This window comes from Aeromonas sp. s6 (genome assembly GCF_040907815.1).
GTDB classification, from domain to species: Bacteria; Pseudomonadota; Gammaproteobacteria; order Enterobacterales; family Aeromonadaceae; genus Aeromonas; species Aeromonas caviae.
In genome coordinates, this window is sequence record NZ_JBFOCN010000123.1 from 47570 (window position 1) to 61682 (window position 14113).

Consider the following 14113-nt stretch of genomic DNA (forward strand, 5'->3'; position numbering starts at 1 on the left):
GGTCATATGAACCAGGTCAGTCATGCCCCCTTGCTCAGAAAACTGGCTCTGGTCGTGCTCGTCATGTTTGGTTTTGCCTTTGCGCTGGTGCCGCTTTATGACGTCTTCTGCCGGATCACCGGCCTCAATGGCAAGACGTCTGATCAAGCGGCCAGTACGGAGCGGGCGGTGATCGACAGCAAGCGGAGCATCCAGATCGAGTTTCTTGCTCATGCGGATACCCGGATGCCGTGGGAGTTCAGCGGTGAGACGGCTCGGCTGTCGGTGCGGCCGGGGGAGGTGAAGATGGTCAACTTTCGGGTGTTCAATCCCACGGAGCGGACCATGGTGGGTCAGGCGGTCCCGTCGGTCTCTCCCGGTCCCGCCGCAGCCTATATGAAGAAAGTGGAGTGTTTCTGCTTCAATCGCCAGGAGCTGAGGGCAGGGCAGAGCAAGCTGATGCCGCTCAAGTTCTATATCGATCCGGCTCTACCGGACAGCATCAATACCATCACGCTTTCCTACTCGCTCTATGACATCACGGAGTCCGTACCTGCACCGGCATTCGCACAGAGGAAATGACCATGGCCAAGGTGAACCAGACCTATTATGTCCCGGACCAGAGTCGCTGGCCCATCATTGGTGCCATTGCACTGTTTTTCCTGGCGTTGGGGGCGGGACATCTGGTCAATGAAGTGGCGAGTGGGCAGACTGGTTTCGGCCGGTATCTGATGATGGCCGGTGTCGCCCTGCTGGCATTCATGTTGTTTGGTTGGTTCCGTCACATCATCCGGGAGTCCATGACCGGGCTCTACAGCGCCCAGATGGACAGATCCTTCAGGCAGGGCATGGTCTGGTTCATCTTCTCCGAAGTGATGTTCTTTCTGGCTTTTTTCGGAGTGCTGTTCTATGCCCGCCAGCTTGCGGTGCCCTGGCTGGATGGTGCGGGCCACAGGGTGATGACGGGCCAGCTGCTGTGGCCGGATTTCACCGCTCACTGGCCCCTGCTCAAGACGCCCGGCGGGGCCACGACCCAGGCCATGCCCTGGCAGGGGATCCCCCTCATCAATACCTTGATCCTGCTCGGCTCCTCCGTGACCCTGCTGTTTGCACACATGAGTCTGGAAAACGGCAGACGCATGCGGCTCAAGGGGATGTTGCTGGCAACCGTGGTGCTCGGGCTGACATTCCTGTGGTTTCAAGGCTATGAGTATCTGCATGCCTATCGGGATCTCGGGCTGCGGCTGGATTCCGGCATCTATGGCAATACCTTCTTCATTCTGACCGGGTTCCATGGACTGCACGTGCTGCTGGGCACCCTTTTCCTGACCATCATCTGGCTGCGAATCATGTTGAGGGATCATTTCACCCCACAGCGTCATTTCGCTTTCCAGGCTGCGGCCTGGTACTGGCACTTCGTCGATGTGGTCTGGCTCTGTCTGTTCGTCTTTGTCTACCTGCTTTGATGCCGTGCTCAGTAGGGGCGCGGGTTGGGCTCCAGCCAGCCCATCGCGAGAGAGAGCAGCAGTATGATGACCACCAGCAGGGAGAAGAAGACGCGCCGGCCCAGAGGTACCGACATCTTTTGCGTATTGCCTTCACTGAGCATCAGCCAGAGGGCGTGAAACAGCTGGCCGATGATGAGCAGCAGCATGAGTATCAGAACGACCTTGATCAACATCTTGGGATCCTCCTCGATATGCGCGATTTGGCTGCACGAGACAAGCGACGACCATGGCATCACAGACGCTGGTTTGTCTTGTTGTTCACTCTGGTGGTGACGGCCGGTTTGTGCAAGCTGGCGTTCTGGCAGTGGCAGCGCGGAATGGAAAAAACGGCCTGGCTGGCGCAGATGGCAAAGATGCAGCAGGCCGGGCCAAGGACATTGGCCCAGATCGACTGGCAACACCCGGAGTCACTGGATGGCCAGCCTCTGCAAGGGAAAGCCGAGTGGGTCAGCCCTTATGTCTGGTTGCTGGACAACCAGATCGTCAACGGGGAGGTTGGCTATGACGTGCTCATCCCGGTACGCGCAGAGGGGGGATCCTCACTGTTGCTGGTCAACCTGGGATGGGTGCCCGCACCATCCGACAGGTCGCAATTGCCCAATCCCGCCATCCCCGCCGCAATGACCCTTGAAGGTGTGCTGCGCATGGCTCCCGGCGGCTTCCTGCTGGGACAGAACATAGAACCAGGCCCCTACCCGAACCGGCTGCAATCCATCAGGGTCGAGATCCTGCGACAGGCAATCGGAGCCCCGCTTGCTGACGCCGTGTTGTATCAAAGACGAACCCCATTCCTCTATCACTACCAGCACAATGTCATGCCTCCCGAAAAACACCGGGCCTATGCGGTGCAATGGCTCGGCTTGGCGCTGGTGGTTCTGTCAGGGGGGGTCATGCTGACGAGGAGGTGCTCCCCATGAGCGGATGGCGACGCTGGCGGGTGCCAGCGCTCTTTGCTGTGGTGATCCTGCTGCCTGTGGTGCTGGCGGCTCTGACTCTTCACCAGGGCTGGTATGAACCCGGCACGCGCAGCAAGGGGCACTGGCTGCACCAGGAGATCTACCTGTTGCAACCGCTTCCTGCCCATCAGCACCAATGGCGACTGGTCTATCTGGTGGCCCCTCGCTGCGAGGGGCAATGCCGGCAGGTCCCCGCGCTGATGGCACGTATCCAGGCCGCACTTGGCCGTAATCTGGACAAGCTAGAGCTGGTCCAGTTGACGCCACCTCACGAGGCAAGCAGTGAAATGAGGGAGGGGGATATACTGCTGGTGGACGCCCGCGGGCTGGCCATCTTGCGTTACGAGGTGCCCGGCAGCACAACGACCTGGCCGTTGCTTGGCAAGGCGGTACTGTCGGATCTGCAGCAACTGCTCAAGTATCAGCGTGGGGTGCAGTGACGATGCAGCCGACATGGGACTCGCATCTTCTGGCTACTGCACGGTCAACGAGGCGGCATATGAAGATGCACAAGAGGCTGGCCTCCGTGGCCATTGCGCTGGCAGTACTGGTCATCGCGCTCGGTGCTTATACCCGGTTGACGGATGCCGGGCTGGCATGCCCCGATTGGCCAGGTTGCTATGGTTCCCTTGCCATTCCCCGCGCCCAGCATGCGGAACTGGCGGCACAACGTTATCCGGCTAGCCCGCTTGTTCCTCACAAGGCACGCAGCGAGATGGTGCATCGCTACTTCGCCGGGGGGCTGGGAGGCGTGATTGTGCTCCTGTCCGGCTTGGGCTGGCGTACAGGCGGCCGACTGCGTCACCTCTCGCTCATCTTGCTGGTGCTGGTTGCAGGTCAGGCGGCGCTGGGTATGTGGACGGTGACCCTGGCCCTGCATCCCCTGGTGGTGACCACTCATCTGCTGGGCGGCTTCGCCATCCTGACCTTGCTTTGGCTCTATCGGGCCGAATTGGCAGGTTTCCCTGTATCCCCGCCCGTACACCAGGGGGTGTCCTGGCTTGGCAGCATGGCCTGTGGCGTGCTGCTGCTGCAGATCGCGCTGGGGGGCTGGACATCGGCGAACTATGCGGCCATGGCGTGTGTGGAGTTTCCCTTGTGCCAGGGCAACTGGCAGGCAGAGCTGAATTGGGCGCAAGCCTTTCATCTCCCTATGGGGCACGCCAGCTATGAGTTCGGCGTGCTGGGCAAGGAGGCGCGCCAGACCATTCACATCGCCCATCGCCTGGGAGCGCTGACCACGGCCTTGCTGGTGGGTGCTTTCGCCCTCGCGCTGCTCTGCCAGCGGACCCCTTTGAGAGGGTTTGGCTGGTTGTTGCTGGGTCTGCTGACCGTGCAGATTGCCTTGGGATTGGCGAACGTCCATCTGGCCCTGCCGCTGGCCAACGCCCTTGCACACAATCTGGTGGCCGCCCACCTGCTGGCCTGTTGTGTGCTGGCGCGCGGGAGCCTCTCTTTGCATCATCACGACCCCTTGCCATCCCCTGGGATGGTCAGGAGCCGGACATGAATGGGAGAGGGCGGGCTCAGCGCTTCGCCCTCCGCCGGGTGCACGATTATTGTCAGTTGACCAAACCAAAGGTGGTCGCCCTGCTGCTCCTGACCGCCTGGGTGGGCATGCTGCTGGCCGAGCCGACACGCGCCTCTCTGGACGAGATGATACTGGGCCTGGTGGGGATTGGACTGCTCGCTGCCGGGGCGGCGGCCATGAACCATTCTCTGGATAGCGGCATCGATGCCCGGATGCGCAGAACGCGCTGGCGCCCGGTCGCCACGGGACGGATCACGCCGGGGCAGGCGATGAGTTTCGCGATCTGTCTGGCACTGTCGGGGTTTGTTCTGCTCCATTGGGGCGTAAATCCCCTGACTGCCTGGCTAACCCTGGCCAGCCTGTTCGGCTATGCGGTCGTCTATACCCTGCTGCTGAAGCGGGCCACGCCGCAGAATATCGTCATCGGCGGATTGGCGGGAGCCATGCCACCGCTCTTGGGTTGGACCAGCATCACGGGGCAGCTTTCGGCCGAGCCCTGGCTGCTGGTGATGATCATTTTTACCTGGACGCCGCCCCATTTCTGGTCTTTGGCCATCCACCGGCGCGATGACTATGCCGGTGCCGACATTCCCATGCTGCCGGTCACCCACGGCACCGATTTCACCAAGACCGCCATCCTGCTCTATCTGCTGATCCTGACGCTCGTCTGTCTGCTGCCCTATCTGATCGGCATGTCGGGGCTTGTCTACCTGGTCGGCAGCCTTGGGTTGAACCTCGGATTCTGCTGGCATGGTTGGCTGTTGAAGTACGGGGATCGGCCCGGCCAGGCGATGCGCACCTTCCGTTTCTCCATCTATCACCTGATGCTGCTGTTTGGTCTGCTTATTCTGGATCACCACTGGCTGTGGCGGTTGTCATGACGTTGATGCGGGTCGAGGTCGGGTGAATGGTGACGCTGCGTCGGTGCACAGCAGGGATGCACAGACCTGATGCAAAACAAGATGGCCCCTTGGGGCCATCTTGTTTTCAGGGGGACGGAGTGGAGCCTAGAGCTTGACCATGATATGGCGCGGTACCGTGTAGTCCTCCAGCGCGTAGAGGGAGAGATCCTTGCCGTAGCCGGACATCTTCATGCCGCCGTGGGGCATCTCGGAGGTGAGCATGAAGTGGGTGTTGATCCAGGTGCAGCCGTACTGCAGGTGGCTGGCCACCTTGCTGGCAAGGCTCAGATCCTTGGTCCAGACCGAGCTGGCGAGGCCGTAGTCCGAGTCGTTGGCCCACTGCACCACCTGCTCGGCGTCGCTGAAGCGGGTCACCGACACCACCGGGCCGAACACCTCGCGGCGCACGATTTCATCCTCCTGGCGGGCATGGGCGATCAGGGTCGGCTCGAAGAAGAAGCCGTTGCCTGGGCGGATCTTGCCCCCCGCCGTCACCTCCACGTGGCCGCTGCTCTGGGCCCGCTCCACGAAGCTGGCCACCCGGTTGCGCTGCCGATCCGAGATGAGCGGCCCCATCTCCACCCCCTCCTCGCGCGGACCGCCCACCTTGATGGAGGCGACCGCCTCGGTCATGGCGGCGACGAATTTGTCGTAGATCTTGCCCTGGGCATAGATGCGGCAGGCCGCGGTGCAATCCTGGCCGGCGTTGTAGAAGCCGAAGGTGCGAATGCCGGCCACCACGGCCTCCAAGTCTGCATCGTCAAAGATGATGACCGGCGCCTTGCCGCCAAGCTCCAGATGGGTGCGCTTCATGGTGCGGGCGGCGCTCTGCAGGATCTTCTGGCCAGTGGCGATGTCACCGGTGAGCGACACCATGCGCACCAGCGGGTGCTCCACCAGCGGTGCCCCCACGCTCTCGCCCCGGCCGCAGACGATGTTGATGACGCCGCGGGGGAAGAGCTCGCTGGCCAGCTCCGCCAGGCGCAGGGCGGTGAGCGGGGTCTGCTCGGAGGGCTTGAGTACCACCGTATTGCCGGCGGCGAGCACCGGGGCCATCTTCCAGGCCGCCATCATCAGCGGATAGTTCCAGGGGGCGATACTGCCCACCACCCCGATGGGGTCGCGGCGGATCATGCTGGTGTGCCCCTCGATGTACTCCCCCGCCAGTGGCCCCTGCAGGCAGCGGGCGGCGCCGGCGAAGAAGCGGAAGCAGTCCACTACCGCCGGCAGCTCGTCATTGAGCACCGCCAGATAGGGCTTGCCGCAGTTGAGGGATTCGAGGGCCGCGAACTCCTCGGCGTGGCGCTCGATGGCATCGGCCAGGCGCAGCAGCAGGGTACTGCGCTGGGCTGGCGTGGTGCGGCTCCACTGGGCGAAGGCGCGTTGGGCGCCGTTCACCGCCCGGTTCACCTGCTCGAACGAGGCTTCGGGCACGGAGGCTATGAGCTCGCCGGTGGCCGGGTTGAGGATGGGCTCGGCCTGGCCGTCACCGGTGACGAACTGACCGTCGATCAAAAGTTGGGTAGAGAGTTTCATGGTTGCATCCTTGCGCACGCGTTGAGTCATTATTTGCCACTGCCGGCGACGTCCTGGCCGTCTCGGGTGAGGTAGTAGGCAAGCAGAATGGGAATGGTGGTGAAGGCCACTATGATGAGCGCCACCACGTTGGTGACCGGCCTGTCCCGTGGCCGGATCAGCTCCTGATACATCCAGATCGGCAGCGTGGTCTGCTGGCCGGCGGTGAAGGTGGTGACGATCACCTCGTCAAAGCTGAGGGCGAACGCCAGCATGCCCCCCGCCAGCAGCGCGGTGGCGAGGTTGGGCAGGATCACGTAGCGCAGGGTCTGGAAGCCGTCGGCGCCGAGGTCCATCGACGCCTCTATGAGGCTCTGGTTGGTGCGGCGAAAGCGTGCCAGGGCATTGTTGTAGACCACCACCACGCAGAAGGTGGCGTGACCGATCACGATGGTCCAGAAGCTGAAGGGGATCTCCATCACCCCGTAGGCGGAGCGCAGCGCGATGCCGGTGACGATGCCGGGCAGGGCGATGGGCAGCACCAGCAAGAGTGACACCACCTCCTGGCCGAAGAAGCGGCTGCGGGCGATGGCTCCCGCCGCCAGGGTGCCGAGCACCATGGCCACCAGGGTGGCGAGCCCGGCCACCTCCAGCGACAGCTGGATGGCGCGCCACACGTCTGGGCGGTTGAGGGTCACCTCGAACCACTTGAGGGTGAGCCCGGGGGGCGGGAACTGGTAGCTCTTGCTCTCGCTGGTGAAGGCGTAGAGGAAGATGAACAGGATTGGAAAGTGCAGGAACAAGAGGCCGCCGATGGCGGCGTACTTGAGCAGGCCGGAAGGCTGGCTGCCATGGTCCCGTTTCATGGGCTGATTAGAGCGCATCGAAGGCCCCCAGACGTTTCGCGATGGTCAGGTAGATGGCGATGATGAGGATCGGCACCAGCGAGAAGGCGGCGGCGAAGGGCAGGTTCCCCGCCGTGCCCTGCTGCATGTAGACCACCTGACCTATGTACATGGTGGAGTTGCCTATGATGCCGGGGATGATGTAGTCCCCCAGCGTCAGGGAGAAGGTGAAGATGGAGCCCGCCACCACGCCGGGCAGGGCCAGCGGCAGGATCAGGGTGCGAAAGGTCTGGGCCGGGGTGGCGCCGAGATCGCCGCTCGCCTCCAGCAGGGAGCGCGGGATCCGCTCCACCGCCGCCTGGATAGGCAGGATCATGAAGGGCAGCCAGACGTAGACGAACACAATGAAGGTGCCGATGCGCGAAAATGACAGCGACGGCCCGCCGATCACAGGCAGCGAGAGGATGGCGTCCAGCAGCCAGTCCAGTCCCAGAGTATCTGCCAGCCAGCTGATGACCCCCTCCTTGGCCAGGATCAGCTTCCAGGCGTAGACCCGCACCAGATAGCTCGACCAGAGCGGCAGCATGATGCCGACGTAGAACAGGGCCCGGGTCTTGCCGCTGGTGTAGCGCGCCATGTAGTAGGCCACCGGAAAGCCGAGCAGGGCGCAGGCCAGGGTCACCAGCAGCGACATGCCGACGGTGCGCAGGATCACGTCCAGGTTCTCCGCCCGCAGCAGGGCGACGAAGTTCTGCAGCCCCAGCTCGTGGCGGATCTGGCCGCTGAACTCGTCCAGCCCGAAGAAGGCATTGGAAAGCAGCATCAGCAGGGAACCGACATAGATGATGCCAAGCCAGAGCAGGGGCGGTCCGAGCAGGATGGCCAGCAGCAGACCCGGCTGCCCGTAGAGCAGGGTGGAGAGGCGCCGCAGCGGCCGATAGGAGAGGGGGGCAGTGGGTTGGCTCATGGCAAGGCTCGCACTGTGGGGGGCGCTCATGGTTGAGCTCCCAGAGGGGCGGTGTGCAGGCGATGGATAGCCTGCTCCGGCCAGCTGAGGCTGACCCGGGCGCCACGGGGCAGGCGGGCCTGGCCCTCGTTGGGGTGGTTGACGATAAGCTCGAGCTGCTCGCCGAGATCGACCCGGTAGCGCACGAAGGGGCCGAGGTACTCGACCTCGCGCACCTCCCCTGACCAGCCCGGTGTGCCGGCCTCGGCGAGGCGGATCCGCTCCGGGCGCACCATCATCTGGTGAGCATCGCCGCACAGCCGGCGGGCCTGCTCCCCCTCAAACAGGTTGACGGTGCCGACGAAGCGGGCGACGAAGGGGGTGGCGGGGGCGTCGTAGATGGTATCCGGCGCGGCTATCTGCTCGATCTTGCCCTGATTGAAGATGCAGATGCGGTCGCTCATGGAGAGCGCCTCCTGCTGATCGTGGGTGACGAAGATGAAGGTGATGCCGAGCTGGCGCTGCAAGGCTTTCAGTTCGAGCTGCATCTGCTCGCGCAGCTTGAGGTCGAGCGCCCCGAGCGGTTCGTCCAGCAGCAGGATGCGCGGCTGGTTGATCAGTGCCCGGGCGATGGCGATGCGTTGGCGCTGGCCGCCGGAGAGCTGGCCCGGCTTGCGGTTGCCGACGCCTGGCAGGCGCACCAGCTCCAGCATCTCGTCCACCTTGCGGTAACGCTCCGCCTTGGCGACGCCCTTGAGCATCAGGCCGTAGCCGATGTTGTCGCGCACATCCATGTTGGGAAACAGGGCGTAATCCTGAAACACGGTATTGAGGTTGCGATCATAGGGGGGCACGGTGGAGCAGGGCTCGCCGAACAGCTGGATCTCCCCCTCGCTCGGGTATTCGAAGCCCGCAATCATCCGCAGGCAGGTGGTCTTGCCGGAACCGCTCGGCCCCAGCAGGGTGAAAAACTCGCCAGCCGGGATCTGGAAGGAGATGTCGTCGACCGCCTTCACCTCGCCATAGTGGCGGCTGACCCGGTCAAATTGTACGGCATTCATGGGGCGTCCTTGTCTGTGTGGGAAGCAGGCCGGACTCCTGTCCGGCCCCATATCGGCATTTACTGAGGCACCTCAGCGACCACCCAGGATGGCGATATAGTCCGAGACCCAGCGGTAGTAGGGCACGCAGGTTCCCTGGCTCTTGCACTGGGAGACAGGGGTACGCCAGAAGTGAACCCGATCGAAGTTGTCGATGCCGTTGGTCTTGCACCCCTCTTTTCCGAGCAGGGCATTGCCTTCGCAGGCGGCAGGCACCACGGGCACGGAGCCGAACCAGGAGGCGAGATCCCCCTGCAACTTGTTGTTGAGGGAGTGCTCCAGCCACTGATAGGCACAGGTGAGGTTCTTCGCCTCGCTGTGCACCATGCTGGTATCGGCCCAGCCGGTGACGCCCTCCTTGGGCACCGTCGTGGCGATGGGCTGCTTGTCGGCGATCAGGGTATTGGCCTGGAACGGCCAGGAGCCGGAGGCCACCACCCCCTCGTTCTTGAAGTCATCGATCTGGACGAAGGCATCGTGCCAGTAGCGTCCCACCAGCTTGCGCTGCTGGCGCAGGAGGTCGAGGGCGGCCTTGTACTGATCCTCGTTCAGCTCGTAAGGATCCTTGATGCCGAGCGCCGGCTGGTGGCTCATCAGATAGAGGGCCGCATCGGCGATGTGAATGGGGCCGTCGAACGCCTGCACCCGACCCTTGTTGGACTTGCCGTCCGGCAGGGTCTGCTCCTCGAACACCACGCTCCAGGAGTCAGGCGCCTTGGGGAACACCTTGGTGTTGTACATCAAGATGTTGCCGCCCCACTGGTAGGGCACGCCGTAGTGCTTGCCGTCCACCGTGTGCCATGGGGCATTCTGCAGGCGGGGATCTATCTTGCCGTAGCTCGGGATGAGCGCCAGATTGAGCGCCTGCACCTTGCCACCGGCAATCAGACGCAGACTGGCATCGCCGGAGGCGGTCACCAGATCGAAGCCCCCCTCGTTCATCAGCGCCACCATCTCGTCCGATGTGGCGGCCGTCTTGACGTTGACCTTGCAGCCGGTCTCTTTCTCGAAGCCGGTGACCCAGTCGTAGTTCTTGTCGGTCTCGCCGCGCTCCACGTAGCCGGCCCAGGCCACGATGTTGAGCTGGCCTTCCCCCTTGCCGAGGGTGGTGGGGGCAGCCTGGACCTGGCTTGCCAGCAGCGCCGGGATCAGGGCCAGGGTCAGAGGGGTCAATTTCATCTTGCTCTCCTTGCATGATTGGCAACCGTGGCGGTGCCACAGTAGGCATTAACATCCTGTTAACCAGTCATGAGCGTAGGAGAAGCCGGGAGCAATGAGAATTTCAATTTTTAGCGGCTTTGGTATCTGCAAAATCGATATCGAGTGCAGATGAATCTGATTTTTTGCCGGAGTCACGGCTGTTCAGGCTCAGTCCTAGCGGGGGAGGTGCTGGCGGGCCCGTAGCCGGCTCTGATCTCTGGCGATGTCGATGAACTCGCGTGCGGCCCAGTCAAGGCGCGAGCCACGCCGCCACACCAGGCCAATGTCGATGGCGGGAATGGGCTCCTTGATGGCGCGGGCCTCGACCCGCTCCTGCTCCAGGGACCAGGGACGGTAGGCAAAGTCCGGCAGCAGGGCGAGCCCGAGCTGGCTCGCCACCAGGCTGCGCACCGCTTCCACCGAGGCGGTACGCAGCACGATGCGCGGCGCGATACCGTAGCGGCGCAGGCCGCCGCCGATGATCTGGTCCAGCTGGTCGGCGGTCAGCGAGATCATAGGCTCCTCGCCGAGCGCCTTGAGGGAGAGGGTCGACTCGGCGCAGAGGGGGTGGTTGGCGGCGAGCCAGACCCGCAGCGGCGAGCGGGTCAGCAGCTCGGTATCGAACGCCTCCTGGCGGATGGTGCGGTTGGTCATCAGGATCCCCACATCCACCTCGCCGTTGACGATCTGGTGTTCGAGATAGGGCTGCTCATCCTCCTTCACCTCGATCTGTACCGCCGGGAAGGCGCGGCGAAAGCGGCCGAGGGCCTCCGAGAGGTAGTAGCCTGCCACCAGCGTGGTTACGCCTATAGTAAGCCGCCCCTGATCCTGCTGGGCTACCGCCTTGAGGGACTGGCCGGCTTCGGTCATGGCGCTTAGGATGCGACGGGCGTGCAGCAGAAACTGGTGGCCCTGGGTGGTGAGGCTGACCCCGCGCGGATTGCGCTCGAACAGGGCGGCGCCGAGCTCGGTCTCCAGCTCGCGGATGGCGCTGGTGACCGCCGACTGGGAGATGTGCAGCTCGGCGGCTGCGCGGCTCACCGAGAAGCTGTCGGCCACCGCCACGAAATAGCGGATCTGGCGAAAGGTGAAGTTCATCTGGGCGTCCTGCCACGTGCGATCAAGGTGACTGCCAGCTTACCCTCGAATCGCGGCCAGACAAAAGGCGCCGTGCTGGCGCCTTTGTCGTTGTTTTTACGGAAATTAGCGGGCTGTCACCGCCTCTGTGACCGGTACACGGTTCACTCCCTTGCCCAGATAGGCGAGGGTGATGGTCACTATGATGCAGGTGAAGCTGAGCCACATGTAGGGAAGGTAGTCGAGGGTCGCCACCCCGAGGACCCCGGCCATGAAGATGCCGTTGTCGCTCCAGGGCACCATGCCGCAGGTGAGGGTGCCGCCAAACTCGGCGTTGCGGGAGAGGTTCTTGCGCGCAAGCCCCAGCCGGTCGTAGTTCTTGGCCATGATCTTGGGGGTCAGGATCAGGGACACATACATGGCCGAACCGAACACGTTGGCCAGGAAGGCGGTGCCTATGGTGTGGCTGGTCAGGCTGCCGGCGCTGTTGATGCGCTTCTCGAAGGCACTGGCGATCACTTCCAGGATGCCGACCTTCTCCAGCAGACCGCCGAAGCCCAAGCCGAAGATGATGACGGCCACGGAACCCAGCATGGACTCCATGCCGCCACGGCCCAGGATGTTGTCGATGAAATCGACGCCTGAGGTGATGGCAAACGGGCTGTAGGCGGAGTGCATCGCCTTCACCGGATCCATGTCCTGGAAGACGATGGCCCAGACAAGCCCCAGCAAGGCGCCGAAGCTGATCACCGGGAAGGCGGGCTTGCGGTTGGCCAACAGGCCCAGCACCAGCACCACGGGCACTATGGCCATGGGGGTGATGTTGAACTGCTTGTCGAGGGCGTCCATCACCAGATTGACCTGCTCCAGGCTGACGTTGCCGGAGTACTGCATGCCGACCACGGTGAACAGGGCGGCGGTGATGACGTAGGAGAACAGGCTGATGGGCAGCATCCCCTTGATGTGTTCCATCACGTCGACGTTGGACATGGTCGAGGCCAGCACCACGGAGTCGGAGAGCGGGGAGAGCTTGTCACCGAAGTAGACGCCGGAGAGCACGGCACCGGCTACCAGCGGCGCGGGTACCCCCAGGCTGTGGCCTATACCCATCATGGCGATGCCGGCGGTGGCCGCCGAGCCCCAGGAGGTGCCGGTGGCCAGCGAGGTGAGAGAGCAGATGATCAGGGTTGCCAGCAGGAAGATGGAGGGGTGTATCACCTTGAGGCCGAAGTAGATGATGCTGGGGACGATGCCGCCGGCAATCCAAGTGCCCACCAGGGCACCGACGGAGACCAGGATCAGGATGGCCCCCATCCCCTTGGCGACGCCGTCGACTGCCGCCTGTTCGAGGGATTTGTAATCATGGCCGAGCTTGATGCCGAGTCCCATGATGACGAACCAGGCGATGAACAGTGCCAGCTGGATTGGCAGATCCAGCACGCTGGTGAAGGAGAAGGCCAGGGCCAGGAAAATGGCCAGGCAGGCAAATACTTGCGACATGCCCGGCAATCGGATGTGGTGTTGTTGGTTTTGCATAGACGCTCCCTAAACTCTTGCTCGCCAAGGTCAGCCCCTCTCGTCCTGCGGATGCGTCGATCCCGAGAGGCTTACCAAAAGAGGGCGCAATCTACCATAAAGCGGAGGTGTAAAATCCCTGCTCATTCGGCAAAACAGCTTTAAAATTTTAAAATCCCACAAAATAGTTGATCTAATCGGCATTTTTCACTGTTCAATCGACACCGTTTGATAGCCGGAGATCCATAGGCAAGTTCGATTGCAGATGGCAACATCAAAGATGATAATGGTTATCATTAATCTTTTTCGGACCAATGCCAATGAACTGGATAGCACGCGCTCTGCTCTTGGCCGCCCTTCTGGCGGTGCTGGTCTGGGGTCAGGAGAAGGAATACGGGTTCTGGAGCCTGGGGTTCTTGCTGGCTGCCTGGGTCATGCTGGAACCCAGACTGAGACCGGTGTTGATCCTGCTGCCGGTTGCGGGAATGACGGGGGTCGTCACTCTGCTCTGGCAGCAGGGCTGGCATTAAGCCTGGCGAGTAGGGACGGCCTGGATCTTGTCGTAGGCCTGGCGAAGGGAGGCGATGACCTTCTTCTCCATCTCGCTGCGTTCGGCGTCTGTCGTGAAGTAGATCATGTCGACATCGTGGCGGATGTAGTGGGAAGGAAGCTGGTTGAGTGTCAGGCAGCAGAGGTCTGCCAGCTGATAGGGAGTCAATGTTCGAGCCAACCCCTGTTTTTCTATCTCCTTGAGCACCAGATGCTCATAGAAGTTGTGAATATCGGTATCCAGGATCATGGGAAAACCCCCGTGGTGGCGTAGCATCTTCAACAGCATAGCCATGGGGAATGAAAACACAAAAGGCCCGTTACTCTCGTAACGGGCCTTTGCAGAATGAATGGTGCGAAGAGAGGGACTCGAACCCTCACATCCGTGGGACACTAACACCTGAAGCTAGCGCGTCTACCAATTCCGCCACCTTCGCACACTGATTTTCTCCAGCTGGTTTTTAAATGCGGTTGGAGCGCATTTTCTGTG

General features: G+C 62.5%; 16 protein-coding genes and 1 tRNA gene. 7 read left to right on the forward strand and 10 right to left on the reverse strand.

All coding sequences use genetic code 11. The features are described from left to right. The first annotated feature begins 6 nt into the window (after positions 1–6). Positions 7–561: a cytochrome c oxidase assembly protein gene (locus AB5Y50_RS20870; RefSeq protein WP_319882971.1), complete on the forward strand. Its 555-nt coding sequence runs from the start codon at positions 7–9 to the stop codon at positions 559–561. Between the two features lie 2 nt (positions 562–563). Next, positions 564–1445, forward strand: coding sequence for a cytochrome c oxidase subunit 3 (locus AB5Y50_RS20875; protein WP_042864889.1), 882 nt, complete (start codon positions 564–566; stop codon positions 1443–1445). An 8-nt stretch (positions 1446–1453) separates the two neighbouring features. On the opposite strand, the gene AB5Y50_RS20880 is transcribed toward AB5Y50_RS20875, so the two are convergent. Then, complete coding sequence (locus AB5Y50_RS20880) at positions 1454–1660, reverse strand: DUF2909 family protein (protein WP_113978217.1); 207 nt, start codon at positions 1658–1660, stop codon at positions 1454–1456. Positions 1661–1738: 78 nt separating this feature from the next. On the opposite strand from AB5Y50_RS20880, the gene AB5Y50_RS20885 reads away from it, so the two are divergent. Genes AB5Y50_RS20885 through cyoE form a run of 4 tightly spaced genes read left to right on the forward strand, consistent with a single transcriptional unit; the run spans position 1739 to position 4855 of the window. Beyond that, positions 1739–2404, forward strand: a complete 666-nt coding sequence (locus tag AB5Y50_RS20885; protein WP_319882972.1) for an SURF1 family protein — start codon at positions 1739–1741, stop codon at positions 2402–2404. Next, positions 2401–2883, forward strand: a complete 483-nt coding sequence (locus AB5Y50_RS20890) for a hypothetical protein (protein ID WP_319882973.1) — start codon at positions 2401–2403, stop codon at positions 2881–2883. Before AB5Y50_RS20885 ends, AB5Y50_RS20890 begins: the two co-directional genes overlap by 4 nt. A 59-nt stretch (positions 2884–2942) precedes the next feature. After that, complete coding sequence (locus tag AB5Y50_RS20895) at positions 2943–3953, forward strand: COX15/CtaA family protein (protein ID WP_319882974.1); 1011 nt, start codon at positions 2943–2945, stop codon at positions 3951–3953. Continuing rightward, positions 3950–4855 (forward strand): heme o synthase, encoded by a 906-nt coding sequence (gene cyoE / locus AB5Y50_RS20900; protein ID WP_263308342.1) that lies wholly within the window; start codon positions 3950–3952, stop codon positions 4853–4855. The genes AB5Y50_RS20895 and cyoE overlap by 4 nt, the downstream gene beginning before the upstream one ends. Before the next feature lie 126 nt (positions 4856–4981). Here the strand turns inward: cyoE and AB5Y50_RS20905 are convergent, their stop codons facing one another. The 7 genes from AB5Y50_RS20905 to nhaC all read right to left on the reverse strand — a co-directional run bounded on the left by AB5Y50_RS20905 (position 4982) and on the right by nhaC (position 13095). Further along, positions 4982–6412: a gamma-aminobutyraldehyde dehydrogenase gene (locus AB5Y50_RS20905; protein WP_263308341.1), complete on the reverse strand. Its 1431-nt coding sequence runs from the start codon at positions 6410–6412 to the stop codon at positions 4982–4984. A gap of 29 nt (positions 6413–6441) precedes the next feature. Then, positions 6442–7257 (reverse strand): ABC transporter permease, encoded by an 816-nt coding sequence (locus AB5Y50_RS20910; protein ID WP_010636002.1) that lies wholly within the window; start codon positions 7255–7257, stop codon positions 6442–6444. A gap of 7 nt (positions 7258–7264) precedes the next feature. After that, a complete protein-coding gene (locus AB5Y50_RS20915; protein ID WP_319882975.1) occupies positions 7265–8233 on the reverse strand; it encodes an ABC transporter permease in 969 nt (322 codons plus the stop codon). Next, positions 8230–9243 (reverse strand): ABC transporter ATP-binding protein, encoded by a 1014-nt coding sequence (locus AB5Y50_RS20920; RefSeq protein WP_316287562.1) that lies wholly within the window; start codon positions 9241–9243, stop codon positions 8230–8232. Before AB5Y50_RS20920 ends, AB5Y50_RS20915 begins: the two co-directional genes overlap by 4 nt. A 72-nt stretch (positions 9244–9315) precedes the next feature. Further along, positions 9316–10461: an ABC transporter substrate-binding protein gene (locus AB5Y50_RS20925; protein WP_128312919.1), complete on the reverse strand. Its 1146-nt coding sequence runs from the start codon at positions 10459–10461 to the stop codon at positions 9316–9318. 195 nt (positions 10462–10656) lie between these two features. Further along, a complete protein-coding gene (locus tag AB5Y50_RS20930) occupies positions 10657–11580 on the reverse strand; it encodes a LysR family transcriptional regulator (protein WP_069651945.1) in 924 nt (307 codons plus the stop codon). 105 nt (positions 11581–11685) lie between these two features. Further along, positions 11686–13095 carry a Na+/H+ antiporter NhaC gene (gene nhaC, locus AB5Y50_RS20935; RefSeq protein ID WP_319882976.1) on the reverse strand — a complete coding sequence of 470 codons (1410 nt, stop codon included), beginning with the start codon at positions 13093–13095 and terminating at the stop codon, positions 11686–11688. A gap of 299 nt (positions 13096–13394) precedes the next feature. Here nhaC and AB5Y50_RS20940 point away from each other — a divergent pair, with 299 nt between their 5' ends. Continuing rightward, complete coding sequence (locus AB5Y50_RS20940; RefSeq protein ID WP_010675758.1) at positions 13395–13604, forward strand: hypothetical protein; 210 nt, start codon at positions 13395–13397, stop codon at positions 13602–13604. Here the strand turns inward: AB5Y50_RS20940 and AB5Y50_RS20945 are convergent. Continuing rightward, a complete protein-coding gene (locus AB5Y50_RS20945) occupies positions 13601–13873 on the reverse strand; it encodes a late competence development ComFB family protein (protein WP_029314828.1) in 273 nt (90 codons plus the stop codon). The two genes, AB5Y50_RS20940 and AB5Y50_RS20945, sit on opposite strands and share 4 nt — an antisense overlap. A 101-nt stretch (positions 13874–13974) precedes the next feature. Then, positions 13975–14060: transfer RNA gene (locus AB5Y50_RS20950), tRNA-Leu, on the reverse strand. Between the last annotated feature and the right edge of the window lie 53 nt (positions 14061–14113).